This window comes from Marinactinospora endophytica (assembly GCF_054780875.1).
In genome coordinates this window covers 39,761-62,088 of the sequence record NZ_BAAGVM010000009.1, presented here as the reverse complement: position 1 = coordinate 62,088, position 22,328 = coordinate 39,761, and the positions used below count along the sequence as shown (strand labels likewise).

Here is a 22,328-nt window from a genome sequence, read left to right as displayed (position 1 = left end):
TGCTCGGCGGCCCTCTGGAGGAGGTCAAAGTCGTTGAACACCCGTAACAGGTTCGTGCGCCGCGCCACGGTCGGCGCCGCCGCAGCCCTGACCCTCGCCGCCGCCGGATGCGGTGCGACCACCACGACCAGTGGGGAGGGCGAGGCCGGAGGCAACGCCTCGGTCGAAGAGGGCTTCACCATCGGTCTGCTGCTGCCCGAGTCCAAGACGGCGCGCTACGAGAAGTTCGACCGGCCCTACTTCGAAGAGGCCGTCGCCGAACTGTGCGAGAAGTGCGAGGTCTCGTACCAAAACGCCGACCAGGACACCAGCAAGCAGCAGTCCCAGGCCGAGGCGATGCTCACCGAGGGCGTGGACGTGCTCGTCCTCGACGCCGTCGACGCCGAGGCGGCCGGCAGCATCGTGCAGCAGGCCAAGGGCCAGGGCGTGCCCGTCGTCGCCTACGACCGTCTCGCCCAGGGCGGCGTGGACTACTACGTCTCCTTCGACAACAAGACGGTGGGCAAGGTCCAGGGGCAGGCCCTCATCGAGGCGCTCGAGGCCGAGGGGAAGGCCGACGAGGGCGAGATCGTCATGATCAACGGTTCGCCCACCGACCCCAACGCCGCGGACTTCAAGGCCGGCGCCCACGAGGTGCTCGACGGCCAGGTGGAGATCGGCGCCGAGTACGACACCGCCGACTGGTCGCCCGACAAGGCCCAGCAGCAGATGGAGCAGGCCATCACCTCCATCGGCGCCGACAACATCTCCGGCGTCTACTCCGCCAACGACGGCATGGCCGCGGGCATCATCGCCGCCCTCAAGAGCGCGGGCGTCGAGGAGCTTCCCCCCGTCACCGGCCAAGACGCCGAGCTCGCCGGTATCCAGCGCATCGTCGCGGGCGACCAGTACATGACGGTCTACAAGGCCATCCGCCCCGAGGCCCAGGTCGCCGCGGGCATGGCGGTCGCCCTGGCCACGGGCGAGGAGTACGACGGCGGCGGCGAGTTCACCGTCACCGAGGTCACCGACGCCGACGGCAACACCATCCCCTCGGTCCTGCTCGAACCGACCGCGGTGACGATCGACAACATCGAGGACACCGTGATCTCCGACGGCTTCTACAGCATCGAGGAGATCTGCACCGACGCCTACGCCGACACCGACTTCTGCACGTCGGCCAACGAGGGGTGACCCCCCTTCCGTGAAAAGCCGAGGGCGCCGGGCCCCCACCCGCCCGGCGTCCTCACGGGCAACGGCGAACGCGCCGCACGTCGACCCCTGCCGGGGGAGGGTTAGGAAGAACAATGAGCGAACCGATCCTGGAGCTCTCCGGGATTTCCAAGCGATTCGGCGCGGTTCAGGCGCTGAGCGAGGTGGATCTGCGGGTCCACCCGGGCGAGGTCGTCGCCCTGCTCGGTGACAACGGCGCCGGCAAGTCCACGCTGGTCAAGGTGATCGCCGGGGTGAACCCCGCCGACACCGGCGAGATCCGCTGGGAGGGCAAGCCGGTCACGGTCAACCGTCCGGGTGACGCCCAGCAACTGGGCATCGCCACCATCTACCAGGACCTCGCGCTGTGCGACAACCTGGACATCGTCGCCAACCTCTTCCTCGGCGCCGAGCGGACCTCGGCGGGTCTGCTGGACGAACTGGAGATGGAACGGCGCGCCCAGGAGCTGCTCGACTCCCTGTCGGTGCGCATTCCGAGCCTGCGCGTGCCGGTGGCCTCCCTGTCGGGCGGCCAGCGCCAGATCATCGCGATCGCCCGCTCGCTGCTGGGCGACCCCAAGGTCGTCATGCTGGACGAGCCGACCGCGGCGCTGGGCGTCGCCCAGACCGCCCAGGTCCTCGACCTCATCGAGCGGCTGCGCGACCAGGGGCTCGGGGTCATCCTGATCAGCCACAACATGGCCGACGTGCGCGCGGTCGCCGACCGGGCCGTCGTCTTGCGGCTCGGCCGCAACGCCGGCGACTTCCGGGTGGAGGACACCCCTTACGAGGAGATCGTGGCCGCGATCACGGGGGCCGCGGACAACCCCGTGTCGCGTCGCGCCGGTCGCGTCACGGTGCCGGGATCGGAGGAGGCGTGATGGCCCAGCAAACCCCTGTCGCCAAGCAGGAGGTGGGTGCCCGCGATCCGCGGCTGATCGTGGACGCGGCCTCGCCCAGCGGCCTGGTCTCCGGCGCCCTGCGCCGGTTGCGTGGTGGAGAGCTCGGACCGGTGCCGGTCATCATCGGCCTGGTCATCATCTGCGTGGTCTTCCAGTCGCTCAACTCCAACTTCCTGTCACCGCAGAACCTGTCGAACCTGACCCTCCAGATCGTCTCGACCGGGCTGATGTCGTGCGGCGTCATCATGGTCCTGCTGTTGGGTGAGATCGACCTGTCGGTCGGCTCGGTCTCGGGCGTCGCCGGCGCGGTGCTCGCGGTGCTCGCGGTCAACCAGGGGATCAACGAGATCGCGGCGATCACCCTGGCCGTCCTCAGCGGCACCCTCATCGGCGTCCTGCACGGCACCGTCTTCGCCAAGGTCGGCGTGCCCGCGTTCGTCGTCACGCTGGCCGGTCTCATCGGCTGGCAGGGCGTCCAGCTCTACCTTCTCGGCTCCGACGGCACGATCAACGTCCCCTACGACGGTGTGATCGCGTCGCTGACCCAGACCTACTTCGTGCCCTGGATCGGCTGGCTGCTGGCCGTCGGCGCGGTCGGCGTCTACTTCGCCAGCACCTTCCTCGGCGAGCGCCGCCGCGCCGCCGCGGGCCTGCCGGCCAAGTCGGTGCTGGAGGTCGCGGTCCGTACCGTGCTGCTGGCGATCCCGGTGTTCGGCGCGGTGATCGTGCTCAACCTGTGGAAGGGCATCCCGCTGGCCTTCCTCATCTTCCTCGGCTTCGTGGTCGTGTTCGACCTGATGCTGCGCAAGACCCGCTACGGCCGCATGGTGTTCGCGGTCGGCGGCAACGCGGAGGCGGCCCGGCGCGCCGGCATCAACGTCGACCTGATCCGCATCTCGGTGTTCGCCCTGGCGTCGACGCTCGCGGCGGTCGGCGGCATCCTGGCGGCCTCCCGCGGGTTCGCGGTCACCCAGTCCAGTGGTGCCGGCGACGTGCTGATGCTCGCGATCGCCGCCGCGGTCATCGGTGGCACCAGCCTCTTCGGTGGTCGTGGCAGCGCCTACTCCGCCCTGCTCGGCGGTCTGGTGCTGGGCGCGATCACGTCAGGGCTGTACCTGCTCCAGATGGACTCCTCGGTCCGCTACATGATCACCGCGGTGGTCCTGCTGATCGCCGTCGTCTTGGACGCGGTCTCCCGGCGCAGCCGCAAGGCCCACGCCAGAGGCTGACCCCCGACCGCGCCGGGGCCCACGGCCCCGGCCGCCGGCCGGCCGTGCCACCGCCCACCCCTCCACCCGGCGGACCCGGCCGGTCTTTCGAGGCACCCCCGGATCACCCTCCTCTCCGGGGGTGCCTCCGCACGTCGCGCGAGGGTCAGCAGGTCGCGCGCGTGTGCCCGGCGCTGGAGTCGGGCAGGACGTCGCGGTCGCGCAGGATCACCGACGCGCCCTCGGCGGCGCCGGCGCAGGCGCGGCGCAGGTCCTGTTCGCGGTACTCGATGTCGAGGACCCGGCCGGGGTAGGCGGCGGTGTAGGTGGCGCACTCGTCGTAGCGCGCGCACTCCTCGGTCACGGCGAAGTCGAATCCCGCCGCCGCGGCCTGCGGGGCGATCTCCGCCGCGTTCTTCTGGCCGATGGCCAGTCCCTCCCGGTGGGCCCGTTCCACGAACAACCGGGCCAGGGCGAGCGCGTCCTCGCGGGAGAGCAGCCCCGCCGAACGGGTCCAGGAGTCGAGGTTGTCCACCTCGACGGCGTCGAAACCGGCCTGCGCGCAGCCGCGCATCCAACCGCCGACGATCGCCGCGATCCCGTCGCGCCGTTCGGGGGTGGACAGGTCGAGGAGCCGTTCGTCCCAGTCGGTGTCGATCACGGGCTCGCCCTGGGCGTCGCTCAGCAACAGGTCGGCGTCCGCGTCGCGCCACACCTCCTCCTCGCCGGGCTGCGCCTGGTAGCCGTTGACGTAGCAGATGTTGTAGCGTCCCGGCTCCGGTTCGGCCAGACGGTCCCGGATCACGATCCGCGCGTCCTGCGCCGCCGGGTAGGGGCCGCCGATCTGGTAGTCGAAGCCGGCGTCCTGCGGGGGCGGCTGCACGTCGGATCGGGGGGAGCAGCCGGCGCACACGAGGAGCAACGCGAGCAGCAGACAGGACGGGACGGAGCATCGGGAGAGCATCTTCACGTTCCGATCCTGCACCCGCGGCGCGCCCCCGCGGTCCCGCCCCCACCGCAGGTGTCCTCGGGCGGGGGAGTAGCGTCGCTGCCCATGCCGGATCTCACCTTCCTTCTCGTGGCCGGCACCGCGGTCCTGGTGGGGGCCGCGGTGCAGGGCGGTGTCGGCCTGGGCGTCGGTCTGGTCGCGGCCCCCGTGGTCTCGATGCTGGCCCCCGAACTGATGCCGGGGACGATGCTCGTCGTCTCGGCGGTGCTGCCGCTGCTGACGATCGGCACCGAATGGCGCCACGCCGACCTGCCGGGGCTCTCCTGGGCGTTGCTGGGCAGGCTGGTCGGCACCCTTCCCGGCGTCTGGGTCGTCGCGGTGCTTCCCGCCGCCGAGCTGGAGGCGGTGGTCGGCGTGATGGTCCTGGTGGCGGTGGCGTTGACGGTGCGCGCGGTCCGGCTGCGCGCCACACCGGGAACCCTCGGGCTGGCCGGCCTGGTCTCGGGGGTCACCGGCACCGCGACGTCGATCGGTGGGCCGCCGATCGCGCTGGTCTACCAGCACGCGGCCGGCCCGCGCGTTCGCGCGACCCTCGCCGGCTACTTCGCCGTCGGGGCCCTGCTCTCGCTGGCCGCGCTCGCCCTGGGGGGACAGGTGTCCGACCGTCAGGTGGTGGCGGGGGTGGCGCTCGTCCCGTTCGTGGTGGCGGGGTTCCTGCTGTCCCGACCCCTCCGGCGCGCCGTGGACGGCGAGCGGCTGCGCGCCGCGCTGCTGGTGGTGGTCACGCTCTCGGGGATCGTCCTGCTGGCCCGGTCGTTGTCGTGATGGGGAATTCCCCTGGCGCCGACGGTGGGGCGCGTCTCATAGTCTGGAACCCCTATGAGACGACCCACGAAGGCGGACCTGGCCGCCGCACACGGTACGACGATCCCCGACCTGCTGGCCCCCGGCCTGCGGGTGCTCTTCTGTGGGATCAACCCGGGGCTGTACTCCGGCTACACGGGCCACCACTTCTCACGGCCCGGCAACCGCTTCTGGCCGGCGCTGCACGCCTCGGGTTTCACCCCGCGTCTGCTGCGCCCCGAGGAGCAGCACCTGCTTCCCGGGTGGGGGCTGGGCATCACCAACCTGGTGGCGCGGGCCACGGCGCGTGCCGACGAGTTGAGCGGCGAGGAGCTGAAGGAGGGGGGCGAGGTGCTGGCCGACCGTCTCAGGACCTACCGGCCCGCCGTCTTGGGGGTGTTGGGGGTGACCGCCTACCGGCAGGCGTTCGGCCGTCCCAGGGCGGAGGTCGGCCTCCAATCGGAGCGGATCGCCGACACCCCGGTGTGGGTCCTGCCCAACCCCAGCGGTCTCAACGCGCACTGGAGCGCGGCGGGCATCGCCGAGGAACTGACACGGATGCGTCGTTGGGCGTTCGACACGGACACGGGGACGGCGCAGTCCGATTGAGATAGGTTCGGGCAAAAGACGCCCATGGCTGCTTTTAAACTCGGTTGGCAGTGCGTGCCGGGACCGTACCGGTCGGCCCGCCACAGATTCCGCAGACGAGGGGAATGACGAGAGTGACGCTGCTCGAGTCGATCGGAAATCCGGACGACCTGAAGAAACTCGCCGTGGACCGGCTCCCCCGGCTGGCGGATGAGATCCGGGAGTTCCTCATCGCGGAAGTCTCCCGGACCGGGGGGCACATCGGCCCCAACCTGGGTGTCGTGGAGCTGACGATCGCCCTGCACCGCGTGTTCGACTCCCCGCGTGACCCCATCCTGTTCGACACCGGACACCAGTCCTACGTGCACAAGCTGCTCACCGGGCGGCAGGACTTCAGCCGGCTGCGCCAGCAGGGCGGACTGTCCGGCTACCCCTCCCGCGCCGAGTCCGAGCACGATTTCGTCGAGAACTCCCACGCCTCCACCGCGCTGTCCTACGCCGACGGCCTGGCAAAGGCCAACCAGCTGCTCGGCCGCACCGACCGCACCGTCGTCGCCGTGATCGGTGACGGCGCGCTCACCGGCGGCATGGCCTGGGAGGCGCTCAACAACATCGCCGAGGGGCGCGACCGCCGGGTCGTCATCGTCGTCAACGACAACGGCCGTTCCTACTCGCCCACGATCGGCGGCCTGGCCGACCACCTCGCCTCCCTGCGCATGACCCAGGGCTACGAGCAGGTCCTCGACATGGCCAAGAACGCGATCAACCGCGCGCCGGTCGTCGGCCCGCCGTTGTACGAGGCGCTGCACGGGCTGAAGAAGGGGCTCAAGGACGCCATCCAGCCCCAGGTGCTGTTCGAGGACCTCGGCCTGAAGTACCTCGGGCCGATCGACGGCCACGACGAGCAGGCGGTCGAGCGCGCGCTGCGCCGGGCCCGCGCCTTCGGCGGCCCGGTCATCGTCCACTGCATCACGCAGAAGGGCAAGGGGTACGCCCCCGCCGAGAACCACGAGGAGGACCAGTTCCACGCCACCGGCGTCTTCGACGCCGAGACCGGTGAGGCCAAGCCCAAGTCCGGCCTGAGCTGGACCTCGGTCTTCGGCGAGGAGATGGTCGCGCTCGGCGCCGAACGCGACGACGTCGTCGCCATCACCGCGGCGATGCTGCACCCCACGGGCCTGGCGCCGTTCGCCGAGGCCTACCCCGACCGCGTCTACGACGTCGGCATCGCCGAGCAGCACGCGGCGACCTCGGCCGCGGGCCTGGCGATGGGGGGCCTGCACCCGGTCGTCGCCGTCTACGCGACCTTCCTCAACCGCTGTTTCGACCAGGTTCTGATGGACGTCGCGCTGCACCGTCAGGGCGTCACCTTCTGCCTGGACCGCGCCGGCATCACCGGCGACGACGGCGCCAGCCACAACGGCATGTGGGACCTGTCGATCCTCCAGGTGGTCCCCAACCTGGGCCTGGCCGTGCCGCGCGACGCCCAGCGGCTGCGCGAGCTGCTGCGCGAGGCGGTCGCCGTCGACGACGGTCCCACGGTGGTGCGCTACCCCAAGGGCACGGTCGCCCCGGAGATCCCCGCCATCGGCAAGGCCGGCGGCATGGACGTGTTGCGCCGCGCGGGCGACACCGGCGCGACCGAGGACCTGCTGCTCGTCGCGGTCGGCTCGATGGCCCAGACGTGCTGCGAGACCGCCGACCGGCTGGCCGACCAGGGGATCGGGGTGACCGTGGTCGACCCGCGCTGGGTCAAGCCGCTGGACCCGGCGCTGGTCACGGAGGCCGCCCGGCACAGGGTCGTCGCCGTGGTCGAGGACAACGGCCGGGTGGGCGCGGTCGGCGACGCGGTGGCGCGCGCGCTGCGCGACGCCGACCTGGACATCCCGGTCCGCACCTTCGGGATCGAGCAGGACTTCCTGGACCACGCCAAGCGCGACGTGATCCTCGCCGAGATGGGGCTGACCTCCCAGGACCTCGCCCGCAAGCTCACCGAGACGGTCGCGCGCCACACCGAGCGTTCCCGCGAGGACGAGCCGGCCCAGTAGTCCGATGTGGGCGGGGCGTCGCCCTGCCCACGGGATCACCGCCGCGACCGCGAGGGCCGGGGTGGGCGACAATAGGACCATGACCACTCCCGACCTCCTGCGCGTAGCGGTGATCGGTTCCGGCCCCGCGGGCATCTACACCGCCGACGCCCTCACGCGGCAGACCCGCCAGCCCGTGGCCGTGGACATCATCGATCGCCTGCCCACCCCCTACGGCCTGGTACGTTACGGCGTCGCCCCCGACCACACCTCGATCAAGGGAGTGGCCCGTTCGCTGCGCCGGGTCCTGGAGCACCCGGACGTGCGGTTCGTCGGCGGGGTGGAGTTCGGGCGTGACGTCACCCGGGCCGACCTGGCCCGCGCCTATCACGCCGTCGTGTACGCCACCGGGGCCACCGTCGACCGCCGTCTGGGGGTCCCGGGGGAGGACCTGCCCGGCAGTGTCGCCGCCACCGACTTCGTCAACTGGTACTGCGGCCACCCCGACTCCGAGGTGGAGCGCTTCCTGCTCGACGCCGAGGAGGTCGCGGTGGTCGGCGCGGGCAACGTCGCCCTGGACGTCGTGCGCATCCTCGCCAAGGACGCCCATGAGCTGCGGGGCACCGACATCCCCCAGCCGGTCCTCGACGTTTTGGCGGCCAGCCGGGTGCGCCGCATCCACCTGCTCGCCCGGAGGGGCCCGATGCAGGCCAAGTTCACCGCCAACGAGCTGCGTGAACTGGGCCGTCTCCGCGACGCCGACGTGTCGGTGCGCTCCGCGGACGTCGACGTGGACCTCAACAGCGAGGCCATGCTGCACGCGGCCCGCGCGGCGCGCACCAATATCGAGATCCTCGGCTCGTGGGCGGGGCGCGCGCCCCTGGGCCGGTCGCGCCGGATCGAGATCCGCTTCTGGACCCGGCCGATCGCCCTCCACGGCGCCACCCGGGTCGAGGGGGTCGAGCTGGAGCGGACCCGCCTGGACGAGGAGGGACGCCTGGTGGGGACCGGCGAGACCGAGTCCCTGCCGGTCGGGATGGTCTTCCGGTCGATCGGCTATGCCAGCGTTCCGTTGCCGGGGGTGCCCTTCGACCCGTCGGCGCGCACCGTTCCCCACAGCGAGGGCCGGGTCCTCGATAGCCGTGGCGAGGTTGTTGTGGGCGACTACGTCGCGGGCTGGCTCAAGCGCGGCGCCTCCGGGGTGATCGGCACCAACAAGTCCGACGCCGCGGCGACCGTCCGCTCCCTGCTGGCCGACGCTCCCACGCTGGTGGCGAAGGCGCCCGCCCTGGACGGGTTGGACGACCTCCTCCAGGGGCGCGGTGCCGTCGTGACCGACTACCAGGACTGGCTGGCGATCGACGCGGCCGAGGCCGCCCGGGGCGCCGAACTGGGCCGTGGCGAGCGGGTCAAGCTCGCGGGCTGGCGCGAGCTCTACGACGCGATCGGGCGTTAGGACGCGTCGTCGGCGCGGTCGCGCCCGGCGGATCGCCACGGTCCGTGGTGGGTCGTCGCGGACCGGTCGACGTCCAGCGGGACCGCGTGGGGTCGTCGCCGTCCCGGTCCTCGCCGGGGCGGCCGGGGCCGGATGCCCCGGCGGAATCGAGGGGGTGGGACGCGCCCGAGCGGAACGGGTCCTGGGCCGGCGGACCCGCGTGCGTCGTCGGACGGCGCGTTCGGACGGGCGCCACGGTCCGCTGCCCGGCCGGTCCCGAAGCGGGCCGACCGGTGCACCATCCGCCCCGTGACGGGCGGGGTCCGCTCGCCCTGGTGGTCACGGGCCGGGTACCCGTCCGCGTCCCCGGCGACAGGGACCGCGGCCGGGAGATGGTCCACCTCCGGGCACGGCGCCACCTTCCCCGCGCGGGGCCGCGAACGGCCGGTCGGCGCGGCGGCCGGACCGGCTCCCGGGGGTGCCCACCGGCCTTACGGGCCGGTGAGGGAGTGGCGCGGCGTCGTGAAACGGCGCTTCGCCGTTCGGGGCGGTGGCGCGGGATCGCCGCCCGATACGGCGGGACCGCTGAGCCCCGCCGCGCGACCGTCATCACCGCCGTCCCGCTGACGTGGGCGTGACACGTCGACGACTCCCCGCGCTGGGCGGCACACGCCCCCTTCCCGGACGCGACCGGAGCCGGTGGGCGTGACCGCCGTCGGGCGCGGGCCGGCTGGAAGGACACGGTGCCGTGTCCGGCGGACGGCCCGGCCCACAGGCCGGCCCGCCGGGGGCGCCCACCGGCGTCTGCCGGGCCGGCCGGAACTCCCGGCCGGTGGCGCTGCCGGTGGCCGTTCCCGGGGACCGCGTGTGCGCTCCGCGTCGCCACGATGGCGAGGCGGTCCCGGTCGCGCGGTCCGGGGGGCGGATCAGCGCACGAGCCGCCCCTCGGCGTCGAAGGTGTTGCAGGCCCCCGCGCTGTCGGCGTCCCAGCCCTCCTCGAACCAGTGCTGGCGGTTGTCGGTGGTGCCGTGGGTCTCGGAGTCCCCGCCGCCGTTGAAGTCGGTGTTGATCGCCTCGGCCTGCGCGTCGTCGTAGACGTCGAACGCCCGCAGGGCGATCCCGCCCAGGCAGTCGGCCTGTAGCTCGGCGCGCCGGGTCACGGCCAAGGCCGCCCTCTCACTCTTGGCGGAGAGTTCCATCTCGGTGACGACGCCGAGCAGCCCCAGCTCGGCCTGGAGGTAGTGGCCGTACTCGTGGGCGATCAGCGCGCCCCAGACCCCCTCGTCGTCGGGTGCGGCGAGGTACCCGGCGAGCTGGCGGATGCTGGGCAGCAGCACGGTGATCGTGTTCGTCCACTCCTCGTAGTAGGCGAGCGTGACACCGTCCTGTTCGATGTCCTCCTCGGGCCAGTCCTGGGGCAGTTCCTCCAGGACGACGTAGGTCGGCGCCTGCGGGCGCAGGCCGAGATCGGTGAGCCGGGGCGTCCACACCTCGTCCAGGCAGGCTCCGAGCGCGGAGGTGAACGCCTCCCACGAGCCGGCGGAGTCGAGATCGAGTTCGGGAGGGGAGCAGCGCGCCGCGTCGGGGGCCGGCAGCGCGTAGAAGGGGTGCTCGGCCAGGTCGATCTCGGCCGGGCCGGGCGCCTGGACCAGGGTGAGGTCGAGCGTGTGGGCGGGGCCGGGTTTGCCGGTCGCGCCGTCGGGAGAGCTGAGGGAGCCGGCGACGAGGACGACGCAGACGACGAGGGAGATCAGCGAGGCGACGGCGGCACCGCCGGCGCTGATCCACAGCGCCGGTCCCGGCGGGTGGTCCGGTGGAGCCGGCCGCGGCGGGGGCGGGGCGACCGCCCCGGGATGCGGTGGGAGGTAGGGGGGCGGGAACGGGTGGGGCGGGGGAGTGGGGAGACGAGGGGGAGGACCGGCGGTGCGCGCTTCGCGGGGGGCGTCGTCGGGCATCGGGTCCGGGCCGGAGCCTGGGGAGGCGCCGCCGCGGATGGTGTCCAAAGAAGCTTCCTTCTCCATGAACAGCTTTAATCGTGGCGATCAACTCTATTCGGGCACAAAGGGGTGTGAGTGTACAGCACCCGTTTCAGGGCTGGATCGTGATCAATGGGTGGGTGGGCGGTACTGCACGCCCAAGTCCGTCAGGATGTCGCGCAACTCGGCCTCGAACATCGGCTCCATGGCCTCCATGGAGAACGCCAGGTGCTGGAAGACCTCCATGCACACCAGCCCGTAGAGCCGCACCCAGCAGGAGGTGAGCACCCGCAGCGCCCCGATGGAGGCGTTGGGGGTGGTGAAACGGGTCTGCTCGCCGAAGGCGACGAGCTGGCGGACCAGCGCGGGCGGAAGGTCCTCCTCGGCGGGCAGGGGGAAGCGGCGCTCCTCCAGCAGCCGGTCGAACAGGGTCAGGAAGGTCGCCGCGAAACGCCGGCCGGATTCGAGGGCCGCGCTGTCGTGCGGAACCGCGTGTTCGGGGGCGGAGGAGGCGAAGAGGAGGGCGAACTCCGCGCGGTGGGTGACCGCCCAGGAGCGGAAGGCGCGCAGTGACGCCAGGATGCGCCCGTCCACGTCGTCGCGGTCGACGCCCTCCTCGGCCCGGGTGACGGTCTGCGACAGCTCGGTGAAGAAGTCGGCTCGCAGGGCCGTCATCAGGTCGTCGAGGCTGGAGAAGTAGCGGTAGAGGCCGGGGGCGGTCATGCCCATGTCGCGTGCCACGGCGCGCAGGGAGACGCCGTTGGGACCGTGCTCGGCCAGGTGATGGCGGGCGGTCTCCTTGATCTCGGTGAGAGTCGCCTCGCGTAGCCGTTCCCGGCGTGTCCGTGGTGTTGCCGTGCCGGCTTCGTGTGCGTACACCGGAGCCACCTATCCCGCCCACTTTGATCCGGATAAACCGGACATGCCCTACCTCACACCCTAGGTGAGTGAATGGCGACCTTTTAAGTGAACACCGTAAGCTTACGGTGTTCGCACCGTTTTCGCCGTTCACCCAACGTTAACAGGAAGCCGAGGAACGGGTTCATGTTCTCCACCCTGGGCGCCCTCACCCACCGGGCGCGCCTGTGGATTCTCGCGTTCACCGCCCTCTTCGTGGCTTTCGCCGCGATCTGGGGCACGGGGCTCTTCAACGAGGTCAGCGACGGCGGGTTCGAGAGTCCCAACGCGGAGTCCACCCGCGCCGGCGAGGTCATCGAGGAGGAGCTCGGCCACGACGCCGTCGACGTCATCGCCCTCTACCGCAGCGACGACCTGCGCGCCGACGACGAGGAGTTCACCTCCGCCGTCCGCGACGTGGTCGACGGGCTGCCCGAGGACGAGGTCGCCTCGGTCACCAGCTATCTCGACGAGCGTCTGCCCGAGCCTCAGCGCGCCGCCCTGGTCTCCGAGGATCAGCACGCCACCTATGTGGCGATCACCCTCGCCGGTGACGGCAAGGAGGAGCGTATGGACTCCTTCGCGGCGATCGAGGAGGACCTGGAGGCCGACGGGCTGCGGACCTATGTCGGCGGTCCGGTCGGGGTGGAGGCGGAGCTGTCGGCCAAGGCCGAGAGCGACGTCGTGCGCGCCGAGCTGATCTCGCTGCCGATCCTGCTCCTGCTGCTCGTCGCGATCTTCGGCGGCGTCGTCGCCGCGTTGATGCCGTTGGCCGTGGGCGGCCTGGCGATCCTGGGCTCGCTGACCTTGCTGCGTGCCCTCACCCACGTCACCGAGGTGTCGGTCTTCGCCGTCAACGTCGCCACGATTCTGGGCCTGGGGCTCGCGATCGACTACGGGCTGTTCCTGGTCAGCCGCTTCCGTGAGGAACTGGACCGTACCGGTGACGTCGGCCGGGCGCTTCCGGTGACCCTGGCCACCGCCGGACGCACGGTCGCCTTCTCCGGTGTCACCGTCCTCATCGCCTTCGCCGGTCTGCTGTTCTTCCCGCAGCCCATCATGCGCTCCATCGGCATGGGCGGGATCGCCGTCGTCCTGTTCGACCTCATCGCGGCGTTGGTGGTGCTGCCGGCCCTGCTGTCCCTCATCGGGCGCCGCATCGACGCGCTGCGGCTTCCGCTGCCCCGGCGCACCGTGACGGGCGCGGTGGCCGAACGGGCGGGCGCGTGGACGCGGCTGGCCCACAGCGTCATGCGCCGCCCGGTGCTCTACCTGCTCGCCGTCGTCGTGGTCCTGGGGACCTTCGCCGCCGCGCTGACGTCCTACCAGGTCGGCTCCACCGACCAGCGCTACCTGCCCGAGGACTCCCCCAGCCGGGTCGCCACCGAGATGATGAGCGAGGACTTCCCCTCCGGAGGGGCCAACACGCTGGAGATCGCGGTTCTCGGACCGGTCGAGGAGGCCGACCTGGCCGACTACGCCGAGCGCCTCGGCGGGCTGGACGGTGCGGTGTCGGCGGCCGTGCAGCGGACCGGCGAGGACATCGCCGAGGTCAGCGTGGGCTACGAGGGCGAGGTGGACGACGAGGCGACCACCGAGCTGGTGCGTGAGGTGCGCGCGGAGGCCGGGCCCGAGGGGGCCGAGGAGGTGCTGGTCGGCGGAACCGCCGCCAGCCAGATCGACAACGTCGAGGCGATCGTCGATGCCGTCCCCGCCACCCTGGTCTTCGTGGTCGCCGCGACCCTGGTGCTGCTGTTCCTGGCCTTCGGCTCGATCGTGCTGCCCCTCAAGGCCGTCGTCATGGGACTGCTGTCCCTGGGGGCGTCGCTGGGCGTCGTCATCTGGGGGTTCCAAGAGGGGCACCTGGCCGGGGTGCTGGGCTTCGAGCCGGTGGGCACGCTCGACCCGACCTATCTCGTGCTCATCTTGATCGTGGCGTTCGGCCTGGCGATGGACTACGAGTTGTTCCTGCTCAGCCGGGTCCGTGAGGAGTTCCTGCGCACCGGGGACAACCCGCACTCGGTGGCCGTCGGTCTCCAGCGCACCGGACGCATCATCACCAGCGCCGCGCTGCTGCTCGTGGTGGTGCTGGCCGCCATGGGCACCTCCGAGCTGCTGTTCCTCAAGGTGATCGGCCTGGGCCTGGCGATGGCGGTGGTCGTCGACGCGACGCTGGTGCGGGCGCTGCTGGTGCCCGCCACCATGCGCCTGCTGGGGCGGGCGAACTGGTGGCTGCCGGGTCCGCTGCGCCGGCTGCATGACCGTGTCGGTATCACCGAGTCGGAGGAGGCGCCCGAGGAGGCGCGTTCCGAGGAGCTGGTCCGGTCGGGACGGAGCTGACCGGCCGGCGCGGGATCCGAGGTGGCTCGGGCCGGCGCGGATGGCGTGACCGTCCGCGCCGGCCCGAGCCGTTGGGTTCAGCCGCCGCCGGCACCCCGGCGGACCGGCGAATCGCCGCCTGACGAGGGCGAGGAGGTGTCCCGCCGATCGGTGAAGGGCAGGTCCGGGCGGTGTCGGCGGGCCTGGGCCACGACCTCCTCGGGAGAGTGGTCCCAGGTGGAGCGGATGTGCGTGGCGTAGCGCAGTTCCCAGGGGCACTCGACGCTGGCTCCGCTGCGCTCGGCGGAGTCCGAGGATCCGGAGTCCACCGCGGCGGACTCGGCCCGGGAACGGGGCACGAAGGCCAGGTAGTGGTGGCGCACGCAGGCGCCGCGGTGCTCGATGCGTTCGGTGTAGGCGGTGATTCCGGCGAGCTCGTCCCAGTCCAGCCGGTGGTCGTCGGCGTGCGACCGGGGCCAGGGAACGGTGACGCAGACGCCGGAGTCGTCCATCTCCAGGACCGGGCGGCGCGACAGGACGCGGCTGGCGGCCAGCAACCCCCCGCCGCCGAACAGGACCACGGCGACGATCCCGAGCACCACGCTGGTCGTCGTGCCCTCGATGATCATGGCGATGCCCGCGATGACGAAGATGAGGCAGCCGGCGGTGAGCCAGGCCCCCTCCCACGTCAACCGGAGCCGGTTTTTGACCACGAACGATCCGTTTCGGCTGGTCATGCGTCCAGGATAGGTCGCCCCGCCCGTTCCGGGGCGGATGATCCCCAGGGTGTCCCGAAGGAGTCCGGAAACGGGGAGCCGGAGCGTGGGACGGCGCGCATGGGCCGGCCCCGCCCCCCGGCAGGGAGGCGGGGCCGTGCCGCACGGGACAGGACGCCTACAGCGCCTTGGGACCGTCGGGGTGGAACAGCTTGCCGTTGACCTTCTCAGAGATGCCGGAGCGGTCCAGGTAGGGCGTGATACCCCCCAAGTGGAACGGCCAGCCGGCACCGGTGATGAGGCACAGGTCGATGTCGGCGGCCTCGGCCACGACCCCCTCGTCGAGCATGATCTGGATCTCGCGGGCCAGCGCGGTCAGCGCCCGCTCCAGGATCTCCTCCTCCGAGGAGGGCTTGTCCCCGCCCTCGAACAGCGCCCGCACCTCGGGGTCGATCTGGAAGTCCGGTCCGAAGACGGCGGTCCTACCCGCCTCGACCAGGCGACGGTGCTGTTCGGAGACCGTGAAACGGTCCGGGAAGGCGGCGTGGAGCGTCTCCGACACGTGCAGCGCGACGGCCGGGCCGACGAGCTGGAGCAGCAGCAGCGGCGGCATCGGCAGCCCCAGCGGGGCCACGGCGCGGTCGGCGACCTCGGGGGCGGTGCCCTCCTCGACCGCGGCCAGCACCTCGCCCATGAAGAGCGTGAGCAGCCGGTTGACCACGAACGCCGGGGCGTCCTTGACCAGGACCGCGGTCTTCTTCAGGCCCTTGGCGGTGGCGAACGCCGTGGCCAGCGCGGCGTCGTCGGTCTTCTCACCGCGGATGATCTCCAGCAGCGGCAGCACGGCGACCGGGTTGAAGAAGTGGAACCCGACGACCCGCTCGGGGTGGGCCAGTCCGCTCGCCATCTCGGTGATGGACAGCGAGGAGGTGTTCGTCGCCAGGATCGCCTCGGGCGAGACGTGCTGCTCGACCTTGGCGAAGACCTCCTGCTTGACGTCCATCCGCTCGAACACGGCCTCGATGACGAAGTCGGCGTCGGAGAACGCCTCGTAGGACAGCGAACCGGTGACCAGCGCCTTGAGCCGGTTGGCCTTGTCGGGGGAGACGCGGCCCTTGGCGAGCAGCCGGTCGATCTCGCCGTGGACGTGGCCCACGCCGCGGTCCAGCCGTTCCTGGTCCAGGTCGGTCATGACGACCGGGACCTCCAGGCGGCGGGCGAACAGCAGGGCGAGCTGTCCGGCCATCAGCCCCGCGCCGACGACGCCGACCTTGGTGACCTTGCGGGCCAGGGACTTGTCGGGGGCGCCCACGGGACGCCGGCCGCGCTTTTGGGACAGGTCGAAGGCGTACAGCCCGGCCTTGAGCTCGTCGCTCATGAGGAGGTCGGCCAGCGCCTCGTCCTCGGCGGCGAAGGCCTCGTCGCGGGTGCGGTCCTTGGCCGCGGCGACCAGGTCCAGCGCGCGGACCGGGGCCGGGGCCGCGCCGTGCAGCTTGCCCTCCACGAGGAAGCGGGCGTTGCCCACGGCCTGGTCCCACGCCTCGCCGCGGTCGACCTCGGGCCGCTCGACGACGACCTCGCCCTTGACGACGCGGGCCGCCCAGCGCAGCGACTCCTCGACGAAGTCGGCCGGCTCGAACATCGCGTCGGCGATGCCCAGCTCGAAGGCCTGCGGGCCCTTGAGGGTGCGGTTCTGCGCCAGCGGGTTCTCGATGATGACCTTCAGGGCCTTCTCGGCGCCGATCAGGTTCGGCAGGAGATAGGTGCCGCCCCAGCCGGGAACCAGGCCGAGGAAGGTCTCGGGCAGCGCGACCGCCGGAACACCCGAGGAGATCGTCCGGTACCGGCAGTGCAGCGCGACCTCGACGCCACCGCCCATCGCCGCGCCGTTGACGAAGGCGAAGGTGGGGATGTCGGTCTCGCCCAGCTTGCGGAACACGTCATGGCCGAGTTTGCCGATGGCGTGCGCCTGCTCGCGGGTGCGGATCTTGGGGACGCCGTTGAGGTCGGCGCCGACCGCGAAGATGAACGGCTTGCCGGTGACGCAGATGGCGGCGATGTCGGTGCGCGCGACCGCGGCGTCGATCGCCTCGCCCAGGGCGAGCAGGCCGCCGGGGCCGAAGGTGTTGGGCTTGGTGTGGTCGTGGCCGTTGTCCAGGGTGATGAGGACGGCCGTTCCGGCGCCGTAGGGCAGTTCGACGTCACGCGCCAGGGCCTTGGTGACGATCTCGTCGCCGAACAGCGCGCGGGCCTGTTCGATCGGGCTGCTCACTTGGCGTTCCCTTCCCAGTTCGTGTTCTCCCAGAGCACGGTGCCGCCCATGCCCATGCCGACGCACATCGTGGTGAGGCCGTAACGGACGTCCGTGCGCTCGGCGAACAGGCGGGCCAGCTGCATCATCAGGCGCACGCCCGAGGAGGCCAGCGGGTGGCCCAGCGCGATCGCGCCGCCCCAGGGGTTGACCCGGGCGTCGTCGTCGGCGATGCCGAAGTGTTCCAGGAAGGCCAGGACCTGCACCGCGAACGCCTCGTTGATCTCGATGAGGCCGATGTCGTCCATGGTCAGTCCCTGCCGGGCCAGCAGCTTCTCGGTGGCCGGCACCGGGCCGACGCCCATGACCTCGGGCTCCACTCCGGCGAAGGAGAAGTCGATCAGGCGCATCGGGGCGTTCAGCCCCAACTCGGCGGCCACCTCTTCGGCGGCGATGATGGCGCCGGTGGCACCGTCGTTGAGGCCGGCCGAGTTGCCCGCGGTGACCCGGCCGTGCGGACGGAAGGGGGTCTTCAGCGAGGCCAGCGCCTCCAGGGTGGTGCCGGGCCGCGGGGGCTCGTCCGCGGTGGCCAGGCCGTAGCCCTGTTCGGCGGAGCGGACCAGCATCTCGACGAGGTCGGGCTGGATCTTGCCGTCGGCGTAGGCCTTGGCGACCTTCTCCTGGCTGCGCACCGCGTAGGCGTCGGCGCGCTCCTTGGTGATGGTGGGGTAGCGGTCGTGCAGGTTCTCCGCGGTGTTGCCCATGACGAGCGCGGAGGGGTCGACCAGCTTCTCCGACAGGAAGCGCGGGTTGGGGTCGACGCCCTCGCCCATCGGGTGGCGGCCCATGTGCTCGACGCCGCCGGCGATGACGACGTCGTAGGCGCCGAAGGCGATGCCGGCGCCGCTGGTGGTGACCGCGGTCATCGCGCCGGCGCACATGCGGTCGATCGCGTACCCCGGGACGCTGCGGGGCAGGCCGGCGAGGAGGGCTGCGCTACGGCCGATCGTCAGTCCCTGGTCGCCGATCTGGGTGGTGGCGGCGATGGCGACCTCGTCGACACGTTCCGGCGGCAGGCCGGGGTTGCGGCGCAGCAGCTCGCGGATGACACGCACGACCAGGTCGTCGGCGCGCGTCTCGGCATAGAGGCCCTTGCCGGCCTTGCCGAACGGGGTGCGGACCCCGTCGACAAACACGACATCGCGGGCAGTTCGCGGCACGATTGCCCCTCCTTCGACAACGGATGGGTGAGTTGATGTCCCACATGCTACTCGCCGGTAACTAATGGTGCGAGCCCCGGGGCCGCCAGGTCGCCCCGGAAGATGACGCGATCGGTCAGCGGGCTGTCAGCGAGCTGTCAGGACGCCCCGTAAAGATGTTGATGCGGCGACTGGTCCGTAATAGGGAGAAGCGTCGGAAGAGTCCGAGGTGCTGGCCGTGTCGGAGACGAGGCGGCCGAACCGGAACGGCCGTCAGGCGATGGGCGCGATCAACAATGGAGGCAGAGATGACCGAGGTGGCCCAGCACGCGGGTGAGCAAGAGGGGAGGACGCCGCCCGACACCCCCAAGGCGCCGTTGCGCCGGCTGTGGGAGTACGCCCGGCCGCTCTCCGGCGCCCTCCTTCTCGGTGGTTTCCTGTCCTTCCTCGGGGGCGCGGCGGGACTGGCCCAGCCGCTCGTGGCCAAGCTGGTGATCGACGCGCTGGCGCAGGACCAGACGCTCACCCGGCCGCTGCTGTTGCTGGGGGTGCTCCTCCTCACCGGGGCCCTCGTCAGCGCCCTGGGCGCCTACGTGCTCGGGCGCACCGGCGAGAGCGTCGTGCTGACCGTCCGCCGCCAGCTCCTCACCCGGCTGTTGCGGCTGCGCGTGGGAGCCGTGGACCGGCTCAAGCCGGGCGACCTCGTCTCGCGCCTCACCTCCGACACCACGCTGCTGCGATCGGTGGTGACCAACAGTCTCACCAACGTCGTCACCGGCTCGCTCCTGCTCATCGGCGGCGTCGTGCTCATGGCGGTCATGGACGCGATCCTGTTCGGGGTCACGATGGCGGTCCTGGTCGTCGTCGGCCTGGTCATGGGGGTGGTCCTGCCCCGTATCAGCCGGGCCACGGTCGCCGGACAGGCCGCGGTCGGTGAGATGGGAGCGCTGCTCGAACGGCTCTTCGGGGCCTTCCGGACGGTCAAGGCCAGCGGGGCCGAACGGCACGAGGGTGAACGCCTGGAGACGGCGGCCCACACGGCCTGGCGCAAGGGCGTGCAGGTCGCGGCCTGGAGCGCCCTGTCGGGAACGGTCGCCGGTTTCGCGGTGAACATCGCCTTCCTCGCCGTCCTCGGGATGGGCGGGGTGCGCGTGGCGGCCGGGGAACTGGAGGTCTCCTCGCTCATCGCCTTCCTGCTGCTGCTCTTCTACCTGATGGAGCCGCTGGCCATGCTGGTGCAGGCGGCCACCGAGATGCAGAGCGGTCTGGCCGCGGTGCACCGCATCGACGAGGTGGCCACCCTGGAGCGGGAGGAGGTCGACGCGGCGCCCGAGTCCCCGACCGGCTCCAACGGTCCGGCCACGGTCGCCTTCGCCGACGTGACCTTCCGCTACGCGCCGGACGCGCCCATGGTCCACCACGGTGTCACCTTCGAGGCGCCCTCGGGCGGGCTCACCGCCCTGGTCGGCCCCTCGGGCGCGGGCAAGACGACCGTGTTCTCGCTGCTGGAGCGCTTCTACGACGCGACCTCGGGCGCGGTGCTGCTGGACGGGGTGGACGTGCGGAACTGGCCCCTGCCCGCGCTGCGGGCGGCGATCGGCTACGTCGAGCAGGACGCGCCGGTCCTGGACGGCACCCTGCGCCAGAACCTCGTCATGGCCGCGCCGCAGGCCACGGCGGAGGAGATCGACGCGGTGGTGCGCACGGCGCGCCTGGAAGAGCTCGTCGCCCGTCTGCCCGACGGCCTGGACAGCGCCATCGGGCATCGGGGGACCACGATCTCCGGCGGCGAGCGTCAGCGTGTCGCGATCGCCCGAGCGCTGCTGCGCCGCCCGCGTCTGCTCCTGATGGACGAGGCGACCTCCCAGCTGGACGCCGCCAACGAGACGGCGCTCAAGCAGGTCATGCTCGACGCGGCACGCGAGACCAGCGTCATGGTCGTGGCCCACCGGCTGTCCACGGTGACCAGCGCCGACCGCATCGTGGTCATGGAGGCGGGACGGGTACGCGCGGTGGGGACGCACGCCGAGCTGGTCGCCACCGACGAGCTCTACCGCGACCTCGCGGCCTCGCAGCTGCTCACTGCGTCCTAGCCGTCGAACCGCCCTCGCCGCCACGCGCTCGCGCGGGGGCCGGTGTCCTGTGGACATCGGCCCCCGCGTCGGCCGGGTGGGGGTGCGGGACGGGGCAGTGGGCGAGGTCGAGCTGGATGATCGCGTCGGCGAACCGCCCGGCCATGCGGTAGGCGTCGGCGAGGTTGCGGCGCAGCAGCAGGGTCTCCGGATCCCGGGGACCGACGGTGTGGATCGCCAGGGTCAGCGCCAGTTCGTAGTGGGCGATGGCCTCGCACAGCCGCCCCACCCGGGTGTAGTCGAAGGCGAGGTTGTTACGCGCGGTGAGGGTGTCGGGGTGTGTCGGGCCGAGCAGGATCTCATGGTGGGCCAGGGAACGTTCCTCATCCGCCACCTGGCGGCGTAGCGCCTCTCCGTCCGGACCCGGCCCGGGGCGTTCGAAGAACCACCAGGTGACCAGCGGGATGACGACCGCCACCAGCAGGAACAGGCCCACGGCCATGAATGGGCGACCGGCCGACCACACGGCCGCGCCGAGCAGGAAGGCCACCACCGTCTGACCGATCCGTCCCAGCCATCTCGGGAGATCCACGGTTCCTCGCCCCGCATCGGTTCGATAACTGGTGCGTAACATTCCACGCTGATCGCTCGAATAATCCTTATGCGTGGAAAACCTTCCCAGGCGGGAGAATCTTGATACCGGGGGAGGGGCCGGTCGCGTTCGGGATCAGTACAGCGCGGCAGCGTCACGAGGCCGACCCGCGACGCGGTAGGCGCCCGCCAGGTCTCGACGGACCTTCATGGTCAGCAGCCGGATCTCAGGGTCCCCCGCCGCGGCCAGACAGTTGCGGTAGGCGCGTTCCAGCGTCTCGACGGCCTCGCCCGGCCGTGACGCCTGGAGGTAGGCCAACCCGAGCTGGTGGTGGATGGCCAGCGTGTCGTAGTGGCGGGCGCCGAGACGCCGGTGCCGTTGGGCCAGCACCATGCGCAGCTGCGGGATCGCCTCGTCGAACCTGCCGCTGCCGCGCAGGGCGAGGGCCAGCCCGATGCGCAGGCTCTCCGTCTCCTCCGCGGAGGCCCCGGTGGAGTCCTCGATGGCGCGCTCGAAGTGCGCGATCGCGGCGTCGGGGCGTCCGGTGCGGCGATAGGCCGAGGCCAGGCGGGTACGCGCGGTCACGGTCTCGACCGCGGTGGGACCGAGCCGCTGGAGGCGCTGCTGGAGCAGGACCTCCCAGTTGGTCGCGGCGTCGTGGAAGCGACCGGCGTCCTCCTGGCACCAGGCGAGGTTCTCCCGGATGATGTCGGTCTGGTCGTCCTCTTCACCGAGCACGGCCACCGAGTCGGCCAGGGCGACCTCGAACTGCTCGATCGCCGCGGAGCGCCGCCCGATCTGGGCGTACTTGCTGGCGAGGTTGTTGCGGGCGGCGATGGTGCGGGGGTGCTGTGCTCCGAACCGCTCGATCTGGTCGTGCAGGACGCGCTCCAGCCACGCGGCCCGCTGGGCGGGCGTCTGGCCCGGAGGGGGATCGCCGGGGGCCGTGGTGCCCCGAACCCCTGTGCCGGTGCCCCTGAGCCTGCTCTTGCGCAGCAGGGACCGCCACACCGACACCCGGCTCACCACCTCACTGCTCCGAGGAGCGACGTACCCGGCATTCTTACCGTTTCGCAGCGGCGACAACACGATTCAATAACTTAGTCCGTCCAGGGGGTTCCGTGCCGTGAGGAGAGGCCGTCGCCCCCTGGTGAATTGTGTCA

17 protein-coding genes are annotated in these 22,328 nt (G+C 71.7%); 9 read left to right on the top strand and 8 right to left on the bottom strand.

All coding sequences use genetic code 11. The annotated features are described in order from the left end of the window. Nucleotides 1-33 precede the first annotated feature (33 nt). From ACYVHU_RS17440 to ACYVHU_RS17430, 3 genes are all read left to right on the top strand, one after another. Complete coding sequence (locus tag ACYVHU_RS17440) at nt 34-1,173, top strand: sugar ABC transporter substrate-binding protein (RefSeq protein ID WP_078762526.1); 1,140 nt, start codon at nt 34-36, stop codon at nt 1,171-1,173. A 113-nt stretch (nt 1,174-1,286) separates the two neighbouring features. Continuing rightward, complete coding sequence (locus ACYVHU_RS17435; RefSeq protein ID WP_078762527.1) at nt 1,287-2,072, top strand: ATP-binding cassette domain-containing protein; 786 nt, start codon at nt 1,287-1,289, stop codon at nt 2,070-2,072. Further along, complete coding sequence (locus ACYVHU_RS17430) at nt 2,072-3,322, top strand: sugar ABC transporter permease (protein ID WP_078762528.1); 1,251 nt, start codon at nt 2,072-2,074, stop codon at nt 3,320-3,322. Before ACYVHU_RS17435 ends, ACYVHU_RS17430 begins: the two co-directional genes overlap by 1 nt. A 145-nt stretch (nt 3,323-3,467) precedes the next feature. Here ACYVHU_RS17430 and ACYVHU_RS17425 read toward each other — a convergent pair whose 3' ends face one another. Further along, nucleotides 3,468-4,265: an endo alpha-1,4 polygalactosaminidase gene (locus ACYVHU_RS17425; RefSeq protein ID WP_078762594.1), complete on the bottom strand. Its 798-nt coding sequence runs from the start codon at nt 4,263-4,265 to the stop codon at nt 3,468-3,470. Between the two features lie 90 nt (nt 4,266-4,355). Here ACYVHU_RS17425 and ACYVHU_RS17420 point away from each other — a divergent pair, with 90 nt between their 5' ends. The 4 genes from ACYVHU_RS17420 to ACYVHU_RS17405 all read left to right on the top strand — a co-directional run bounded on the left by ACYVHU_RS17420 (nt 4,356) and on the right by ACYVHU_RS17405 (nt 9,164). Then, a complete protein-coding gene (locus ACYVHU_RS17420; RefSeq protein ID WP_078762529.1) occupies nt 4,356-5,075 on the top strand; it encodes a TSUP family transporter in 720 nt (239 codons plus the stop codon). A 54-nt stretch (nt 5,076-5,129) separates the two neighbouring features. After that, nucleotides 5,130-5,702, top strand: a complete 573-nt coding sequence (mug, locus tag ACYVHU_RS17415; protein WP_078762530.1) for a G/U mismatch-specific DNA glycosylase — start codon at nt 5,130-5,132, stop codon at nt 5,700-5,702. A gap of 113 nt (nt 5,703-5,815) precedes the next feature. After that, nucleotides 5,816-7,729: a 1-deoxy-D-xylulose-5-phosphate synthase gene (gene dxs / locus ACYVHU_RS17410; protein WP_078762531.1), complete on the top strand. Its 1,914-nt coding sequence runs from the start codon at nt 5,816-5,818 to the stop codon at nt 7,727-7,729. A 79-nt stretch (nt 7,730-7,808) separates the two neighbouring features. Continuing rightward, entirely contained in the window at nt 7,809-9,164 is a 1,356-nt protein-coding gene (locus ACYVHU_RS17405; protein WP_498949024.1) for a ferredoxin--NADP reductase domain-containing protein, read from the top strand. Between the two features lie 905 nt (nt 9,165-10,069). Here ACYVHU_RS17405 and ACYVHU_RS17400 read toward each other — a convergent pair. Beyond that, complete coding sequence (locus tag ACYVHU_RS17400) at nt 10,070-11,146, bottom strand: neutral zinc metallopeptidase (RefSeq protein WP_078762534.1); 1,077 nt, start codon at nt 11,144-11,146, stop codon at nt 10,070-10,072. Between the two features lie 102 nt (nt 11,147-11,248). Next, nucleotides 11,249-11,998 carry a TetR/AcrR family transcriptional regulator gene (locus tag ACYVHU_RS17395; RefSeq protein ID WP_498949022.1) on the bottom strand — a complete coding sequence of 250 codons (750 nt, stop codon included), beginning with the start codon at nt 11,996-11,998 and terminating at the stop codon, nt 11,249-11,251. Between the two features lie 165 nt (nt 11,999-12,163). Here ACYVHU_RS17395 and ACYVHU_RS17390 point away from each other — a divergent pair, with 165 nt between their 5' ends. After that, complete coding sequence (locus ACYVHU_RS17390; protein ID WP_498949021.1) at nt 12,164-14,356, top strand: MMPL family transporter; 2,193 nt, start codon at nt 12,164-12,166, stop codon at nt 14,354-14,356. A 77-nt stretch (nt 14,357-14,433) separates the two neighbouring features. Here ACYVHU_RS17390 and ACYVHU_RS17385 read toward each other — a convergent pair whose 3' ends face one another. From ACYVHU_RS17385 to ACYVHU_RS17375, 3 genes are all read right to left on the bottom strand, one after another. Further along, complete coding sequence (locus ACYVHU_RS17385) at nt 14,434-15,072, bottom strand: STM3941 family protein (RefSeq protein ID WP_498949020.1); 639 nt, start codon at nt 15,070-15,072, stop codon at nt 14,434-14,436. A gap of 157 nt (nt 15,073-15,229) precedes the next feature. Then, nucleotides 15,230-17,323: a 3-hydroxyacyl-CoA dehydrogenase NAD-binding domain-containing protein gene (locus ACYVHU_RS17380; RefSeq protein WP_432939829.1), complete on the bottom strand. Its 2,094-nt coding sequence runs from the start codon at nt 17,321-17,323 to the stop codon at nt 15,230-15,232. Continuing rightward, complete coding sequence (locus ACYVHU_RS17375; protein ID WP_078762539.1) at nt 17,320-18,522, bottom strand: thiolase family protein; 1,203 nt, start codon at nt 18,520-18,522, stop codon at nt 17,320-17,322. The genes ACYVHU_RS17380 and ACYVHU_RS17375 overlap by 4 nt, the downstream gene beginning before the upstream one ends. 287 nt (nt 18,523-18,809) lie before the next feature. Between ACYVHU_RS17375 and ACYVHU_RS17370 the strand changes: the two genes are divergently transcribed. Next, nucleotides 18,810-20,594 carry an ABC transporter ATP-binding protein gene (locus ACYVHU_RS17370; protein WP_498949019.1) on the top strand — a complete coding sequence of 595 codons (1,785 nt, stop codon included), beginning with the start codon at nt 18,810-18,812 and terminating at the stop codon, nt 20,592-20,594. Here ACYVHU_RS17370 and ACYVHU_RS17365 read toward each other — a convergent pair. Together ACYVHU_RS17365 and ACYVHU_RS17360 are read right to left on the bottom strand one after the other, a co-directional pair. After that, nucleotides 20,581-21,165: a tetratricopeptide repeat protein gene (locus ACYVHU_RS17365; protein ID WP_498949017.1), complete on the bottom strand. Its 585-nt coding sequence runs from the start codon at nt 21,163-21,165 to the stop codon at nt 20,581-20,583. The two genes, ACYVHU_RS17370 and ACYVHU_RS17365, sit on opposite strands and share 14 nt — an antisense overlap. A gap of 135 nt (nt 21,166-21,300) precedes the next feature. Continuing rightward, nucleotides 21,301-22,191 carry a tetratricopeptide repeat protein gene (locus tag ACYVHU_RS17360; protein ID WP_394330061.1) on the bottom strand — a complete coding sequence of 297 codons (891 nt, stop codon included), beginning with the start codon at nt 22,189-22,191 and terminating at the stop codon, nt 21,301-21,303. Between the last annotated feature and the right edge of the window lie 137 nt (nt 22,192-22,328).

Excerpts from the sequence above, each read along its gene's own strand:
- ACYVHU_RS17370 (WP_498949019.1), top strand. The coding sequence starts at position 18,810 with ATGACCGAGGTGGCCCAGCACGCGGGTGAGCAAGAGGGGAGGACGCCG.
- ACYVHU_RS17420 (WP_078762529.1), top strand. The coding sequence starts at position 4,356 with ATGCCGGATCTCACCTTCCTTCTCGTGGCCGGCACCGCGGTCCTGGTG.
- ACYVHU_RS17425 (WP_078762594.1), bottom strand. The coding sequence starts at position 4,265 with ATGCTCTCCCGATGCTCCGTCCCGTCCTGTCTGCTGCTCGCGTTGCTC.
- ACYVHU_RS17405 (WP_498949024.1), top strand. The coding sequence starts at position 7,809 with ATGACCACTCCCGACCTCCTGCGCGTAGCGGTGATCGGTTCCGGCCCC.
- mug (WP_078762530.1), top strand. The coding sequence starts at position 5,130 with ATGAGACGACCCACGAAGGCGGACCTGGCCGCCGCACACGGTACGACG.
- ACYVHU_RS17435 (WP_078762527.1), top strand. The coding sequence starts at position 1,287 with ATGAGCGAACCGATCCTGGAGCTCTCCGGGATTTCCAAGCGATTCGGC.
- ACYVHU_RS17385 (WP_498949020.1), bottom strand. The coding sequence starts at position 15,072 with ATGACCAGCCGAAACGGATCGTTCGTGGTCAAAAACCGGCTCCGGTTG.
- ACYVHU_RS17390 (WP_498949021.1), top strand. The coding sequence starts at position 12,164 with ATGTTCTCCACCCTGGGCGCCCTCACCCACCGGGCGCGCCTGTGGATT.
- ACYVHU_RS17430 (WP_078762528.1), top strand. The coding sequence starts at position 2,072 with ATGGCCCAGCAAACCCCTGTCGCCAAGCAGGAGGTGGGTGCCCGCGAT.